11 protein-coding genes are annotated in these 16517 nt (G+C 58.1%); 9 read left to right on the plus strand and 2 right to left on the minus strand.

Annotated features, from left to right (window positions below; genetic code table 11):
* The 9 genes from FQ755_RS31565 to FQ755_RS31605 all read left to right on the plus strand — a co-directional run.
* The coding region (locus FQ755_RS31565) for an alpha/beta fold hydrolase (RefSeq protein ID WP_260858961.1) at positions 1-1109 on the plus strand (1109 nt) is incomplete at its 5' end.
* 60 nt (positions 1110-1169) lie between these two features.
* A complete protein-coding gene (locus tag FQ755_RS31570; protein WP_144160494.1) occupies positions 1170-2783 on the plus strand; it encodes a flavin monoamine oxidase family protein in 1614 nt (537 codons plus the stop codon).
* Between the two features lie 113 nt (positions 2784-2896).
* On the plus strand, positions 2897-5320 hold the full coding sequence (locus FQ755_RS31575) for a penicillin acylase family protein (RefSeq protein WP_186308712.1): 2424 nt from the start codon (positions 2897-2899) through the stop codon (positions 5318-5320).
* A 166-nt stretch (positions 5321-5486) separates the two neighbouring features.
* Entirely contained in the window at positions 5487-7262 is a 1776-nt protein-coding gene (locus FQ755_RS31580) for a cyclic peptide export ABC transporter (protein ID WP_144160500.1), read from the plus strand.
* Between the two features lie 170 nt (positions 7263-7432).
* Entirely contained in the window at positions 7433-8239 is an 807-nt protein-coding gene (locus FQ755_RS31585; protein ID WP_260858962.1) for an ATP-binding cassette domain-containing protein, read from the plus strand.
* A 26-nt stretch (positions 8240-8265) separates the two neighbouring features.
* Positions 8266-9219 carry an ABC transporter substrate-binding protein gene (locus FQ755_RS31590; RefSeq protein WP_186308713.1) on the plus strand — a complete coding sequence of 318 codons (954 nt, stop codon included), beginning with the start codon at positions 8266-8268 and terminating at the stop codon, positions 9217-9219.
* Positions 9212-11218, plus strand: a complete 2007-nt coding sequence (fhuB, locus tag FQ755_RS31595; RefSeq protein WP_260858963.1) for a Fe(3+)-hydroxamate ABC transporter permease FhuB — start codon at positions 9212-9214, stop codon at positions 11216-11218. Before FQ755_RS31590 ends, fhuB begins: the two co-directional genes overlap by 8 nt.
* A 262-nt stretch (positions 11219-11480) precedes the next feature.
* Entirely contained in the window at positions 11481-13652 is a 2172-nt protein-coding gene (locus tag FQ755_RS31600) for a TonB-dependent siderophore receptor (protein WP_186308714.1), read from the plus strand.
* Positions 13653-13993: 341 nt separating this feature from the next.
* Positions 13994-15151 (plus strand): cupin-like domain-containing protein, encoded by a 1158-nt coding sequence (locus FQ755_RS31605; protein ID WP_144160508.1) that lies wholly within the window; start codon positions 13994-13996, stop codon positions 15149-15151.
* Between the two features lie 77 nt (positions 15152-15228).
* On the opposite strand, the gene FQ755_RS31610 is transcribed toward FQ755_RS31605, so the two are convergent.
* Positions 15229-15321, minus strand: coding sequence for a hypothetical protein (locus tag FQ755_RS31610; RefSeq protein WP_409937790.1), 93 nt, complete (start codon positions 15319-15321; stop codon positions 15229-15231).
* 606 nt (positions 15322-15927) lie between these two features.
* A complete protein-coding gene (locus FQ755_RS31620) occupies positions 15928-16389 on the minus strand; it encodes a transposase (protein ID WP_186308715.1) in 462 nt (153 codons plus the stop codon).
* Between the last annotated feature and the right edge of the window lie 128 nt (positions 16390-16517).

A 16517-nucleotide genomic window follows, 5' to 3' on the forward strand; every position in this document is an offset into this window, starting at 1 on the left:
GCGCCCGGCTACGTACGGAGCTGGGCCGGGTGCTGCCAGACTACATGGTGCCGTCGGCGATCGTTGTGCTGGAGACAATGCCGCTGAGCCCGAACGGCAAGGTGGACAGGAAGGCTCTGCCCGCGTTGCAGTTCAGGACCAGCAAAGAGGTCGTTGGACTCGCGCCGATGCCGCGCACGACGATCGAGGCACAGTTGCTGGAAATCTGGACGCAGGTACTGGGCCACGAGGAAATTGCGATAACGGACAACTTTTTTGATGTTGGCGGAACATCTCTGGATGCCCTGCAAGTGGTAAGTCTCGCCGCAAAAGAAGGAATTCCGAACCTTACGGTCCAGTTCATTTTTGCGCAGCCGGTGCTGGCTGACCTCGCAGCGACACTGACTGGAGGTAACGTCCCGTATCCGCCGTATCTATTGCCAATGAACTCGATCGCGGGTCCAAGAACGCTGTTCGCAATACATCCGGCTTTTGGGCTGGTGGCCGACTATCGCTTGATGGCGCGAAGACTGGAGGGACAATTCAACGTTTTCGGGTTGACGACGCCGTTCTATACCAGTCCCGACTGGGATCCGAAAACCCTTGAAGAAATGGCAAATGACTACGTGCAGGCAGTCCGCACCGTCCAGCCTCATGGTCCGTACCACTTTGTAGGCTGGTCAATGGGCGGAGTGATTGCATTGAATATGGCTTACCAGCTCCGCGCAATGGGTGAAGAGGTGGCTTTTGTCGGAATGGTCGATTGCTTTGTACCGGCGTCGATCCCGGATGATCCGCATAACGAAGAGCCTGACGATCGCATGCTAGAGAGATTAGGCGAAGTCGATGCTCAGTACTGGCGGAAATTTCATGCGGTCGGCCGGAAGCTCAAAGACATCTCCATGACCCATGTACCGAAAAGCGAGGCAGTCAATTTGAAGCTTTGGTGGGCCAAGGACTCGCCCCTGGGTGACCCGCAGCCTCACACGGAAACGTGGCGCGAGCAGACGCGAGGGGAAGTCGAAGTCGTTCGGGTCATTGATGCGGACCACATGCGGATTATCAAGCACCCTGATCTGCTTGATAGTGTGTATGAAGCGCTCTTGAGACTGGATAAACCGATGAGCTGAGAGGCTGTCGGCAGCGGATATTGGACAGCACACAGGTTCGTCGTTGAAGCCGGTGCATTGATGTATTGGATAAACGTGTTTAAGGATGGGCCGATGGGAATGAGAAGAAGAGACTTCCTGCTTGCGTTGGCAGCGGTTGGTGGGCAACAGGCTGCGATGGCGGGCATGCACGCACTCGGTTTTGCTCCGATGACGGATAGCAACGGGGCGCAGCGCCTGGATCTGTCTCCGTCCACTGGAGCGGGGCAGCGTGTGGTGGTCGTGGGCGCGGGTATTGCCGGGCTGGTCGCCGCCTATGAACTTTCGAAGGCAGGATTTCGTGTGGATGTACTGGAGGCGAGAGATCGCACAGGAGGTCGAAACTTTACGGTTCGGAAGGGCACAGTACTGGGTATGAATGGGAGCCCCGACCAGCAGTCCGCTTTCGATGAGGGGCTGTATTTCAATGCCGGCCCGGCCCGCATACCCTCAACTCACGTCAATCTGCTCGGGTATTGCCGCGAGTTCGGGGTGCGGATGGAGGTTCTCGTCAACGCATCGCGAAGTGCTCTTTGCGCCGCACAGGATGCATCCCTACCGCGCCCCGTTACGTTAGGGCAGCTTGAGAACGATGCTCGCGGATATATTTCCGGGTTGTTGTCCAAGGATATCCGGCGTGGTGCGCTTGACGAGGAATTTTCGGCAGAGGACAAGGAGAAGCTGATCCACTTCCTCAGTGAATATGGTGATCTAGATCCAGACGGGGCATACACTGGATCGAGTCGTTCAGGCTACCGAAGATTGCCCGGCGCAGCAGATGATGTAGGAGTGGCAAATGCGCCCCTCGATCTGCATGTCTTTCTGGACAGGAACGTCTGGCGTCCCCTGGTTCACGAAGAAGTATTCGACTATCAGGCGACCATGCTGGAGCCCGTCGGGGGAATGGACCAGATCCCTCGCGGGTTTGAGAGCCGGCTGCCTGGCGTGATCCGTCTGGGTCGGGTTGTGTCAAGGATAGAGCGAACGCCCGATGGCGTAATCGTCTCCCATAAAAGCGCAGATGCCGGAGAGGCAGAGCAGATCCGCGCAGACTATGCTGTGGTCACGACGCCGTTGCCGGTGCTTGCAAGGATTCCGACGAACTTTGACCGCGAGTTCTCCGAGGCGATCCGTTCTGTGACGTACGACTCCGCCTGTAAGGTCGCGTGGCAGTCTCCACGTTTCTGGGAGACACAAAACCATATCTACGGAGGCCTATCCTTTGTCGATACTGATCTGGGTGTGCTGTGGTATCCAAGCGGGGGATTGTTCGACAGCAATGGTGTTCTCGTGGCCGGATACAACGCCGGACCTCAAGCGGACCGCTTTGGACAGCTTTCGCGCACCGCTCAGTTGTCGGCTTCGCGCGAGACAGTCGAGCGGCTTCATCCCGGGTTCAGTGAATCCTTGATCAGGCCCGTCGTCATATGCTGGCAGCACGTACCCTTCAGTCAGGGCGCGTGGGCAAACTGGAAAACCCCGCAGTCGACCGCATACAAGGCACTGAATGAGCCACAGGGAAGGGTATATCTCGCGGGAGAGCATCTCAGTCAAATGCCGGGATGGCAGGAGGGGGCAGTCGTGTCTGCCCTTCGTGCAGTCAGGCTGATCGCTGACGATGCAACTGCCTTGCAGAAAAAGGCTGCAACGAGGTGACATGCCTGATACTGAAACCGGGCCCGAGATGTTGGCGCGATGCGTCGGTCTGAACTGAGTGCTCGTCGCACTCGAAACCAAAATCGAGGTACCTGATGCGGATGTATAGAGTCTTGGCCACGCTGCTGTTTTTGATCGTCGAAGCCACGCGGGCGGCGACCGTTGGAAACGTTGCTGATCAGGTGGAGATCCGGCGCACGGCGTTTGGTATCCCCCATATCAAGGCTGTCTCGGAGCGGGGTCTGGGTTATGGGATAGGCTTCGCCTATGCGCAGGACAACGCGTGCCTGCTTGAAGACGACGTAGCGACCGTTAGTGGAACCCGGTCTATGTACTGGGGACCCGAAAGCAAAACCGAATATGGGGCAACTAACCTCGAGACCGACTTTTTTTTCCGGTGGTTCAACAGCCAGGAAGCGGTTGACCGCTTCTGGATAGCTCAGCCTCCTGGGATTCAGGCGTTGATGACCGGATACGCTGATGGGTTCAATCGTTACATTGCCCAGCAGGTGGCTGATGGTCAGGCTCCGCTATGTGGTGGGGGAAAATGGGTAAAGGCCATTTCCACTGACGATCTGGTCCGGCTGACTCGAAGACTCCTGATTCACGCAGGCTTAGGCCAATTCATTCGCGCTATCGTGGCTGCGGCCCCGCCGACGTCAGCGGCACACACGGATGCCCAGTCCTCAAACCATGTAGTCGGGCAGCCAGTTGATAATCTCGTGGATCTTGAGCAGTTTAGCAGCCGGTATGGCAGTAATGGCCTGGCTATTGGCGGCGCCATGAGCCGCAATGGAAAGGGCATCCTGCTGGGCAATCCACATTTTCCGTGGGATGGCCCGTTGCGCTTTTACCAGATGCAGTTGACTATCCCCGGCAAACTTGACGTGATGGGCGCGGCTCTTCCGGGGCTCCCGGTGGTGAATATCGGATTTAACCAGCACGTTGCGTGGACGCACACAGTCGATTCCTCGGTTCACTTCACGATATATCGACTATCACTCGGGCGAGGAAACTCGATGGAGTACGCTGTCGACGGGCAGCTCCGACCGATAAAGAAGACAACGGTTACCGTCGATGTGTTGACACGGAATGGCATGACACAGCGTTACCACAGCTTCTATGAATCGGCCGATGGCCCGTTAATCGTATGGCCGGGTCATTTCGGCTGGACAGACAGCAGTGCTTACGCGTTGCGGGATCCGAACGTGGACAACACACGGGCGCTCGCGCAGTGGTATCTGATGGACGGGAGCAAGAGTCTCGATGGCCTGCGGGCGGCATTGGTTAAAACGTTGGGGATCCCCTGGGTTGACACGGTCGCAGCGGATTCGAAGGGGCAGGTCATGTTCGCCAATGTTTCCGTTATTCCTGCCGTGGATGACCGGAAGCTCGCGTCATGCGGCGTGGGAGACATCGGCGAAAGCAGCAGGTTGGTTGTGCTGGATGGAAGTCGCAGCGAGTGTAACTGGGTTGACGATGTACACGCGCCGCAAGCCGGGGTGTTTGCGGGAACAGATTTACCTGTCGTGATCCGCAACGACTTCGTCCAGAATTCCAATGACAGCGCATGGCTTGTCAATCCTGCAGCGCCCGTGGAGGGATACCCGGTCACTGTAAGCCGTGATGGAGTACCGGTGGGTGCGCGTGGCCGCTTTGCACTGCATTGGGTGAGCAGCTTGAGGGTACCCGATGGCAAGGCCGGTCAGTCAACTCGCAGGGTCGGTCCGGATGATCTGGCAGCGCTGGTTACGGGTAATAGCGTGTTTCTCGCCTCGATCAGCCTGGATGATATGCTGCGGCTATGCCCGGACGTGCCGTCAGGGACGAACGGTGCCAGCGAAGGGATAACGGCGGCATGCAGTGCGTTGCGCACGTGGGACAGGACCGCGAACGCCAGTTCTGGGCTGGGATACGTTTATTTCGCGGAGGCGATGAATCGGGTACTGAAAATGCCGGGCGCCTGGACGACTCCATTTGATCCGGCGCGGCCGCTCGACACACCCAGTGGATTGAACATAGCCAATGCTGGGATCGCATCAGCGATCAGGGCTGCACTGGTCGAGGTCGACCGAGAACTCACCCGGGCCGACGTGTCCCCAGAGACAACGTGGGGATCGCTGCAGGTCAGTGACCGCCAAGGACGTCCGATCCCGATACCCGGTGGAGATGGCACACTCGGGGTATACAACGCGATCCAAAGCGTCCCGGACAAATCGGGGCGGCGGGACGCGACTTACGGCTCAAGCTACATCCAGGTTGTGTCATTTACCCGGAGCGGCCCGGTCGCACGGACCCTGCTCACATTCTCGGAGTCGTCTGATCCGGCTTCGCCTCATTTCGCGGATCAGACATGGCTATTTTCCAAGAGCCAGTGGGTGCAGACGCCGTTTTCTGAGCAGGATATCGCGTCGGCGGCCAGTGATCGGCCGCTAACCTTGGACGTGCCCAGTCCCTTGTCCAGGGCGGTCGGAGCGCATGACGGAAGTGCTGGCGCCAGTGTGAGCGATCGTGAACCGGCGGCAACGGCGCGTTGATGAAGGCCGGAGACGGGCGCCTCCACCGTCCCATAGTGCCATGAGCAGGCGACGCGGGCAGACAACAGGTATCTGCATAGCCGGAAACGCAATGTGAATGGCAATGCAGTGCCAGACGGCCAACGAGTGACGGCCGTCATTCTTTCGGGTATTAACGGAAAACGCCATGGATTCAATATCAGATCAGGCAACGGAGCAGCATTTCAGTCGTGAACTGTTTCGGTTGCTTCGACCATTCTGGCGCATCATGCTGCTGGCCACCCTGATGGGTCTGGTCGGCGGCGGGAGTACTGCATGGCTTCTTGCGACGATCAATGCTGGTCTTCACGTCGTCGGCGATATTCCCTATAAATTGATCGAAACGTTTGTGGCACTGTGTCTTGTTAGCCTCATTGGTAACATGATCGCGGGTGTGGGGAATGTGACTATCGGGCAGAGGGTGGTTGCGACGCTGCGCAAGGACATTTCAGCAAGGATCATTTGTGCACCTATCGCTGCGATCGAGCGATTCAGCATTCACCGGATCCTCGCGACGCTCAACAACGACGTCGACACAGTAAGCGTATTTACCTTCAATTTTCCGGTCTATGGGGTGTCCTTTGCGATTATTACCGGATGCGTCGCTTACATGTTAATGCTGTCGCCGTTGCTTTTTGCGATTGCGGCAGTGGCGATCGTAATCGGCTTGCTGATCAATCAGTACTCGTCGCGACGCTGGAGACGTTATTACGAAGGAGTGCGCGGCGCACAGGACGAACTCCAGAAGCAGTATCGGGCAATTACCGAGGGTGCGAAGGAACTGCGCCTCAGCCGGGAAAGACGATTTCGTGTTTACTCGTCGCATCTGTCGGGAGCGGCGGACGAGGTGGCGAATCTGAAGATTCACGCCATGCGTCTTTTTTACGCGACCAACGTGACGGGGGCAACGCTGTTCTTTCTCGTCATCGGACTGATATTGCTACTTCGAACCCGGTTGGGAGTGAGCACTGAGGCCGTGAGCGGTTTCGTGGTTGTCCTCCTGTATGTGCGCGGTCCCGTGGAACAGCTTGCCTCGGGTGTTCCTGCTTTCAGCCAGGCGCGCATTGCGTTCCAGAGAATTGCGGAGCTCGCCGGCAGGTTTCAAAACAGGGAAGCTTTTTTGCTATCGGACACGTCCGTACCTCTACAAGGTGAGATTCGCAGCATCGAACTGAACGCAGTTCGCTACAGTTTCCCGGCAGCAGCGGGTAAGGATCCGTTTCAACTCGGGCCAGTCGATCTCGAGGTACATCGGGGTGAGATGCTTTTCGTCGTGGGTGAAAACGGGAGCGGGAAGACAACGCTCATCAAGCTGTTACTTGGCCTTTACACGCCCGAGTCGGGAACGTTACTTGTCGATGGACAGCCCCTTGATGTCCGGCATGCGGATGCCTATCGCCAGAATTTCTCGGCTATCTTCTCGGACTACTATCTGTTTGATGAACTGGTGGTTCGTGACGAGACTTTACTCGAGCGAGCCAATGAGTACATGGAGCAGCTGGAGATTGCCCACAAGGTGCATGTTGCCGATGGACGGTTCTCGACGATCGATCTGTCGAGTGGGCAGCGCAAGCGGCTGGCACTTGTTCAGGCGATGCTGGAGCAGCGTCCGGTGATGATGTTTGACGAATGGGCGGCTGATCAGGATCCGACGTTCCGAAGGCTGTTTTACACGCAGTTCCTTCCGGAATTGAAGCGTCAGGGAAAGACGCTCATCGTGGTCTCCCACGACGACCGTTTCTTCGGCATGGCCGACAGGGTCGTGCGTCTCGAGCACGGCAAGATTGTCGAGATTTCCACAGGGGCGGCGTTCCGCTACGTGGACGTCTCCGGATCACTCAAAGAAGACGATGGCAGGGTATCAGGGGCAGCGACATCGGGTTTGGCAGTTCCCGAATTTCACGAGGGCCGCCGGACTGCATAGACCGTGACGTAGCGCGAGCGTCGGTCTGGAAAGGTCCTGGCCATTCGTCATCGCTATCGATTTCGGTTATTCGATAGCTAATCATATGACCTTGGGATCGGTACAACAATCTAGATACGAATAAATATCGTTTATATTTACGGCTCTGCGATTGCGCCCAAACCACTGTGTTGAATCATTCTCTCAAGCCGACGCCGGCTGACGGGCCGCTGTACCAGCTCGCCGACGTCAACTTCTCGATTGCGGGCAAGCCACTTCTGCGTTCGGTGACGCTCGACCTTGCGGCCGGACAGGTTACCGGACTGATCGGGCACAACGGCTCGGGCAAAACGTCGTTAGTCAAACTGCTTGCGCGCGTTTATCGCCCGACCGGCGGGAAGATCGTGTTCGGCGGTCGGGAGCTTGCTGACTGGCCGCACAGAATCTTTGCGCAGCAGGTTGCACACTTGCCCCAATACACGCCGGCCACCGACGGATTGCTCGTTCGGGAGCTGGTTTCGCTTGGTCGCTATCCCTGGCATGGTGCGCTCGGGCGGTTTTCGGTGGAGGACCGTCACTACGTGGATAGCGCGATGACTGCGACGGATGTGATGAGGTATGCAGACCGGGCGGTGGACAGTCTATCTGGGGGTGAGCGACAGCGTGTATGGCTGGCAATGCTTATCGCCCAGAACAGTCGTTGTGTATTGCTTGATGAGCCAACCTCTGCCCTGGATGTGGGGCACCAACTGGAGGTTCTTGGCCTGGTCCGGAAGCTCGCAGACGAGCATGGTGTTACAGCCGTCGTCGTGCTACACGACGTCAATATGGCGGCACGGTTCTGTAATGAGCTGGTTGCCTTGCGCGGTGGCCAAGTGCTGCTCAGGTCGTCGCCCGACGAGATGATGAGACCGGATTGTCTTGAGCAGATCTATGGCGTACCGATGGGGGTGCTCAAGGACCCAGATAACGGGCACGCGATTGGTTTTCCGCGATGAATGGGTCGAGCGACGGTGTGGGGCACATGCGCCATCGGGCACGACGCAACTTTCTCAAACAGGCTGGCCAGTCGGCGATATGGGCGTCGTGCCTTGGAATGTGTGCTGGCCAGCCGGTTGCTGCCGCATCGAAAATTCCTCGTCGCGTGGTGGTGATGGACTGGCCGCTGACTGAAATGCTCTTAGCGCTCGGTGTCGTTCCTGTGGGCGTATCTGCGCCCGACTGGTATCGACGCACGATCGTGGATCCTCCATTGCCGTCGGATGTGGTCAATATAGGGCTGCTCTACTCGCCAAACTATGAAGTCCTGGAAGAGCTTGCCCCAGATCTGATGATCATTACACCCGGCCATGCGCCGGCCCGCCCGTTGCTTGAGCGGCTGGCGCCTACGCTGACACTTGGGCGATACGCACGGAGTGCGCAGCCATACGATGCTCTGCGCGCTGAAACCACGGAGATGGCGCGGGTAGTTGGCCGGAGTAATGTGGGCGACGGACTGTTGGAGAGAACAGACAGCGTGGTGGGTGGAGTGAGAGCGCGCATGGAACTGCACCCGGAGTTGCTTCGCCGTCCGGTGGTTCTCGCGGAACTCATCGACGATAGATATCTACGTGTTTATGGCGCGGGCAGTCTGCTTGACACGATGATGTCGAAAATCGGAGTGACAAACGCAGTGAATCAGGGGCGAGGGCAGCCTGCCTGGTCAACCGGTTCGGATGGTGTCGCCGTAGTGTCCATGCAGCGTCTCTTTGACTCATCCCAGGCGACCCTGTTGCTTCTGGGCGATATCCGTTCGTCGCAGCGCATGTCCCTTCGACGCAGTGTGATCTGGCAGGCGCTTCCGTCGATGATTTCGCGGCGCGTGACAGTTTTGCCGGTTATTGCACCAAACGGCGGCCTTGTTTCGATGCAACGTTTCGTCCTGGCAATTGAAAGGGCGCTTACCGATATTGCTGGCGGGAGAGGCGGCCTTGGCTGAGTTCATTTCGTCTGGCCATGTGCGTACGCGCAACTACTGTGTGCCGATCCTGTTTCTGCTCGCGGCCACAGCGGCGGCGCTGACAGTGATGCGCGTGTATGACGAATTACATGGTGCGAGCTTTTGGGGTGCCATCTGGTCCGCGCATTCCGGTGATTTCCATCAGTTGATCGTGCGCGACAGTATCCTTCCTCGCGTCGCTGTTACGCTGCTTTGCGGGGCTGCACTGGCGCTGGCGGGGACGCTGGCCCAGCAGGTTCTCCGCAATCCCCTGGCCGAGCCCATGACTCTGGGTGTAATGCCTGGTGCGTACCTCGCGGTTACCGTGGCGGCGATCTGGGCGCCTGGCTGGCTGGACGGGCGCAAGGAACTGGTCGCGCTTGGCGGTGGCGGGACAGCGATACTGCTCGTGTTCTTGCTTGCATGGTCGCAACGGATGTCCACATTGGCGGTCATTCTCGCCGGCATGGTCGTGAATCTCCTTTGCGGGGCAGTCAGCATGGCGATTGCCTGGACGCACTATGAACTGTTGCAGGGCGTAATGATCTGGGGAGGAGGGGCGCTTGACCAGAGCGGGTGGGGCGTGTCTGAGTGGCTCGCGGTTCGGGTGGGGCTGGCTGTTCTTCCAGTGTGGGCGTTGAGCCGTCCACTTGCGGTGTTCGAAGCCGGAGACTCGACTGTCCGTAGTCTTGGCATTAGTGTGCAGCGAATGCGCCTTATCGCGCTGCTGGTAACGGTGGCTCTCGCGGCATTCGTGGTGGCTTCTGTTGGCGTCATCGGTTTCGTTGGACTTGCGGCCCCCATCATCGCCAGGCTTGCCGGGGCGCGACGCGTTGCTCAGCGGCTTGTGTTGGCACCATTGCTCGGGGCGCTGCTGTTATGGGCGACGGACGAAGTTGTTCAGACGATCTCTGCTGGTGGATTTTTCCCCGGGCATTTGATCCCGACCGGTACGGTGACCTCGCTGCTAGGCGTGCCGTTTCTCATCGCGATGTTGCCGCGGTTGCGTGCGGCGCCGGACGTCGAATCGGCTGACGCTGCACGGGCACCGACGCGCATGCCGGGTTGGTGCCTTCCACTCTGGATTGTCCTCGCGCTGGCGACGCTCAGCACATCGCTACTCTTGACCCGCAGCTTTCATGGCTGGCGGCTTCTTGCGCGCTTTGATCTGCTCTTATTGTGGGGCCTTCCGCACACCCTCGGGGCTATAGCGGCGGGTGCGTTGCTTGCCTTGTCCGGCACGCTTCTTCAGCGAATGACGGGGAATCCCATGGCGAGTCCCGATCTGCTCGGCGTCAGTTCCGGCGGTGCGCTCGGCATCGTCTTTGTCATGTTTGTGGCGAACCCGATCACCCCGGCGGTGTTGCTGGGTGGATGTCTGAGTGGCGCCATGGTAACGCTGGGCATGCTCGTCTGGCTGGGTGGGCGGACGGGATTTGCGCCTGAACGGATGATCCTCATCGGGGTGGCGCTGACTGCATTTTTCCAGTCGGTGGTCGGAGCAGTGATGGCCAGCGGGGATTCACGGGCGGCATTGCTGCTGAACCTGATGCTCGGCAACACGTACTTTGTCCAGCCGGCGACAGCGTATACGGCTGTAGGTGTCGCATTTTTGGCTCTCGTGCTCGTCCCGCTCCTTGCTCGCTGGCTACAGGCACTCGCGCTGGGAGCCCAGTTTGCGGACGGCATAGGAGTGCCGGTCATTCCGGCGCGTTTTGCAGTCTTGCTATTTGCATCAATCCTGACTGCGGTTTCCACCCTGGTGGTCGGCCCGTCAACATTTGTGGGGCTTATTGCTCCCCACCTTGCCAGGTTCTCCGGTGCACGTCGACCAGCCACCCAGGCGTGGGTCGCCGCACTCATCGGCGGAGTACTTTTGGGTTTGTCGGAATGGCTGAGCCGTCAGGTTGCGTTTCCGGAGGCCATGCCTACTGGCTTGGTCGCGACCCTGGTGGGCAGCGGCTATTTCGTCGCCATGCTGTTGCGTCGGCGGTCGTAAGAGGAAGGCGCGACGGGCGCGCTGGGCATTGAGCCAGCTAATGCCCTTCGGTATGTCAGATATTGTAAATAAGACGCATTCTCGTGTAATATCGTGGGCGATCATCGCCACGCGTGGAATTGCGGTGTCCGGCGCGGGGTAGCGCCGAGTCGCAACAAGGTTTTGAGTGGCCTGATTGGAGGTCGATCGACAGCCTAGGTCGGTACCTGGAATCGCGCCAGGCCAAATTCCTTGTCTCCGAACTTACACAATGAGAAAACATATGAAACAGCGTCGCGCTGGGGTTCTGTTCCGGAATGCTTTTCGTTTCAGGTTCAACGTGTTCGCGCTGGCCGCTGCCGCCGCGTGGACCGGGGGCGTCCACGCGCAGGAGGTTCCGGGCGCTAGCCCGTCCGACAGCGGCGCCGCACCCACGAGTGTGCTGCCCGCCGTAACCATTACGTCCCAGCGCGAAATTGATGCAACCACAGAGGGGTCCGGTTCATACGGGGCGCAGGCGGCGACGATCGCCGGGAAGGTGCCGCAAAAACTGCAGGAGATCCCGAACTCCGTTTCGGTGGTGACGCGTCAGCGCATGGACGACCAGAACATGACAACGCTCGACGATGCGTTGCGGTACACGACTGGTGTTCAGGCGGTGTCTTATGCTGACACCGCATACTATTCGGCACGCGGCTACCTGCTCGGCATCGAGTTCGATGGTGTATCGCTGATGAGCGGTGTCCAGTATGAACCGCAACTGGATCTTGCTTTTTATGACCGCATCGAGGTTTTTCGGGGTCCGGCCGGGGTGATGGATGGAACGGGCAACCCGGGCGGGACGGTGAACATGGTGCGCAAGCGCCCGCTGGATACCTTCCACGTCTCGACCGAAACACAGGTATCGTCCTTTGGCGGCGCGCGACAGATGGTGGATGTGACTGGGCCGCTGAACAAGGAGGGGACACTGCGGGGACGGGCTGTTATTGTGGGATCTGACGAACATCAGTCCATCGATCGCTATCGAGAAAAAGAGGGGGGCTTTTACGGCATCCTTGAATACGACATCGATCCACGTACCACCGTTGCCCTGTCAGCTGCGCATCAGGTCAATGCAGATACCGGGTTTGACTACGGCGTTGGCGGGATGAGCAACGGCCAACGCCTGCCCACTTCATGGTCGCAGAACTTCGGTCCGAGCTGGAACTACCAACGCAATACTCTTGATGAGACCAATCTTAACCTGACGCACAAGTTCGAGAACGGCTGGAGCTCGTCGACGACGGTGCTCTATCGACGGTACAGCTTTAGTGGCACCTATGCTTACCCATTCGGGGCCACTGGAAGTAACCCGTATGACCAGACGTATTATGCCCAAAAGCAGAGCGGAACCTATAACTGGTTTGCGATGGATACAAATGTATCCGGACCGGTACACCTCTTGGGACGTGATCATACGCTAACGTTTGGGGCGACCTATAGCCAGCTTTCTGAAACGAATCCTTTCGTTAGTCAAAATATCGGTACATTCAACGTTCTGGATGCGGCCAGTATTCCGGAGCCGGCTTTTTCCTCCGGCTCCAATACCAATTTCCGTTTTCAACAGGGCGGAGTGTATGGCCAGGCCCACATCAAGATCACGGATCCTCTTTCCGTGACCCTGGGGGCTCGCGAAATCTGGTATCAGTCGGAAACGCAGACAACGGGAGACTGGAAGGTCAATTCCCGTATGAACGGAAAATTCGTTCCGTACGCGGCGATCGTTTACAACATCGTGCCGAATATCTCGGCCTATGTGAGCTATTCGTCGGTCTTCGCGCCACAGACAGGAACGAGTTTCGGCGGGCAGGGGTTGGCGCCTGCGTCCGGCAAGCAGTACGAGGCGGGTCTGAAGGGAACATTCATGAACGGGCGACTCAATACCAGTGTTGCCGCGTTCCGGATCGACAACGATCACTATCAGCTTGGTGATCCAATCCATACGGGCTTTTATCTGGACGCTGGCAAGGTACGGAGCCAGGGATGGGAATTTGAGGTCAGCGGTGAACCGCTGACCGGCTGGAATATATACGCTGGATACACGCTGCTCAATGCTGACTTCGAGTCAGGTTTGACCGCTACCAGCCTCGGCAACGGAGCCGGCCTCGAGTCGCCGCGAAATCTATTCAAGCTCTATACGACGTATCGGTTCCAGCAAGGGATGCTGCATGGGTGGATGGTGGGTGGTGGTATGTATGCGCAAAGCGCGACGAGCCGGTTAAGCTCGCTATACGAGCAGGGCGGCTACGCCATCTTTAATGCCCAGGTTGGATATCAGTTCAACAAGCACGTAACTGCGTCTCTGGCGCTGAACAATATCTTCAACAGGGGATACTATTCGCGAACTCCGGGCACTTTCTACGGTCAGTTTGGCGATCTCCGGAATGTGATGCTGACTGTGCGCACGGATTTCTGAGGATGTTGCGTTCGATCGTCTGAAGATTTGGCGGCACCGGCTGGCTAGCGGGATGCCCATGGGAGTGGTGGCGGGTTGTTTGCAAGATGCGATCGGTTGTGGGCGACCGACCCATGACTGGTTACCTCCGAGCGTTACGTGAGGCACGATGTGTAGGCCGGACGATGGGCCTGTGCAAAGCGGTGTCTTCGGACAACTCTTCAAGTCGATGAGTCTTGGTATTTGGCTTGAGACGGAAGTCGCGGATTCCGTAACGTCAGGCGCTGGCAGAGATACCTCTTTCGTGCGCGCTCTGGGCTGGGCGCGACTTTATCGATGCCGAAAGGCAGGAGATCGATACGATGAAACTTGCGGATTCCATCAACCACTTGTTTGCCAAAGCGTCGGCCATAACGGGCACGGAAGGCATCTACCGGTTCGAGGCAAACGGCGACGATGCGGTCACAGTAGTGGTGCGCCAGAACGTGCAGGTCACGCGTGAATGCAAGGAGCAGCCAGACGTCGTGTTGCGGGTTGCTGCAGAGGACGTGTCGGCGGTCGCTGCGGGAACTGCCAATATTGAGCAATTGTTCGCAGCCGGGAAAATCGGGATTTCGGGCAATGCCGCACTTGCTACACGTCTTCCGGAGATCATCCGCCTCTCAAGGGCGACGGTGCAGCAGACAGAAGATGGACTGGCGACAGAGAAACGCCGCTACCCCACGCCCTCGCGCTATAGCGAGGCAGTTTCTGCACGTCAGCCGGTGATGCTTGGCATCGAAAGGAAGCGTAGCCACGACTTCACGGTCGGGGACTTCCGCACGCGTTATATGCTTCGGGGACGTCCCCTCATCATCGAAGATGGCCTTTTGAACTGGAGGCTTTTCCAGGCGAGCCGGGAGGAGTCGCTTCAACATTTTGCTGACTTGCAGGGAATTACGCGTCATGGTGATTACATCAAGGCTGCGTTTTCCAACGAGCGGGATTTTCGCGCCACCAGCATGGCCGAGTTCATCAAATCGGTTGACGAGGCTTCGGCAGGGGTCGGGGCACTGCCCGCTTACATGGGGAACAACGTTCTGCCAGAAAAGCTGTTTGAACTGATTGAACGGCCGCCGTATTTTCCGGCGTCGGTATATGACCCACCTCGAATCTGGATCGGCCCAGCGGGCACGCTGACGCCCCTGCATCGTGACGCGAGTGATAATTTTTTCGCGCAGATATGGGGCAAAAAGCGCTTTGTGTTAGCTGCTCCACATTACCGCAGGTATCTTTATGCATGGTCCACGACTCCCTTTGGCGGATTGGACGGTTGCGATTTCAACCCCGAGGAGCCAGACTTCGACCGGTTTCCGCTGGCGCGGAATGCGACCTGCATTTCGATCACGCTTGAGCCGGGCAATCTTTTGTATCTGCCGGAAGGTTGGTTTCATCAGGTCCGTTCGGAGAGTACTTCGTTGTCCGTAAACTTTTGGACCAAGGTTAAACGGCGGCCGAACGAATCGGTCGACATGGACTGATCGCTCGGGTCATTCCTGTCGGGAACGGGTAATAGGGTGAACACGCGTACCGGAGTCTTCGGCTCTGTCATCTGTGCTCACAGGTAACGTTGCGTTTGCGGCTGCCGTCCCTTTTCCTTCAGGACCTGGAACGGCGTCTCGTCGCAGTAGGCCACGTCTGCGTCCAGCAACGTGTCGCGTCTCGGCAGCGATGCCTATAACAACATTAGGCAAGCCCTCACCGAACGGCTTGTTGCACTGGAGGCAAAGGACATTGCAATGTCCACCGATTTTGATGCCTAAGCTGTTGGCGTAGTACGCCCTATCCACGATCTATCGGCGTTGCCGCCACGTCGATGGCATCCCAAAACCGGCGTTAGCCTATCCCTGCTGTAGGGACTTCCTCGATGAGTCAAGGTTTTTGTTTACATTAGCTCTCCTAGGCATGAACCGTTATCCAGGTATGTGCACGTTAGCGTCTCAAGGTAAGCAGGCTGCATCTCTGTAGCCGGCCTTGTTGCGCGAAAAGTGGTTTGCATGTCGCGCGGGCCATCATACTTAAGTCGCACGAGAACCCCCAATTCAATAGTAGGCTCAGCACTGAAGCGGGGATCAACCGCTCACAGTTGGTTGCTGGCCAGCAGGATAGCCGGGGTTGGCTCTCGTTCGGTCTGACCTCTATCTGCTATCGCACATCGCAGCGATGGGGAACGGTTGATGGATTACACAACTGCATGACCGGGCGCGGTTCGTTGCCATGCCAGTGGGTCATAGACTTCGCCTCGCGCCAGCATGGCTCATAGCATCCGCGCGTGCTTGTTGGCGATGGCGACCAGTGTCTTGTGATAGCCCTTGCGGTGAAACAGCTCGACAACCCAGCGCATGAGACGGCTGAGCTTGTCCGGCTGGCACCGTAAGGCGGACTGGAGCACGCTGCGCGCGCCCTGAACGAGCAAGCCACGCAGATAGCCATCGCCGCGCCTGGTCACCTTTCCGAGACGGCTCTTGCCCCCGGAACTGTTTTGCTGTGGTGTGAGTCCCAGCCAGGCGCCGAACTGGCGGCCATTCCTGAAGCTGCTGGCATTGGAGACGGTGGCAACCAACGCGCTGGCCGTGAGCGGACCGATACCGAGCAGTTCTCGGACTCTCCTGGCTGGCTCATTGTCAGTGAGATGAGACCTGATTTCCGCGTCGCAACGCGCGAGACGGACATCGAGCGCCGCAAATTGCTCGCGTGCTTCGAGTAGCAGTGCGCGCACTCCGTAAGCGGCTCGGCTGGGCCGTGTCCTCACGCGCGCGCGAGCAAGGCATGATGGTGATGGCGTGTTGGAGTCCGTGTAGATCAAGGGAGATCGTGTCCACGATCGGCGATCGTGGACACGATCTA

The organism is Paraburkholderia sp. BCC1885 (genome assembly GCF_900996235.1).
GTDB lineage: Bacteria > Pseudomonadota > Gammaproteobacteria > Burkholderiales > Burkholderiaceae > Paraburkholderia.

What these genes read in the sequence shown, in the direction of transcription:
- FQ755_RS31570 (WP_144160494.1), top strand. Translation starts at nt 1,170, where the DNA reads ATGTATTGGATAAACGTGTTTAAGGATGGGCCGATGGGAATGAGAAGA.
- FQ755_RS31580 (WP_144160500.1), top strand. Translation starts at nt 5,487, where the DNA reads ATGGATTCAATATCAGATCAGGCAACGGAGCAGCATTTCAGTCGTGAA.
- FQ755_RS31590 (WP_186308713.1), top strand. Translation starts at nt 8,266, where the DNA reads ATGCGCCATCGGGCACGACGCAACTTTCTCAAACAGGCTGGCCAGTCG.
- FQ755_RS31600 (WP_186308714.1), top strand. Translation starts at nt 11,481, where the DNA reads ATGAAACAGCGTCGCGCTGGGGTTCTGTTCCGGAATGCTTTTCGTTTC.
- FQ755_RS31605 (WP_144160508.1), top strand. Translation starts at nt 13,994, where the DNA reads ATGAAACTTGCGGATTCCATCAACCACTTGTTTGCCAAAGCGTCGGCC.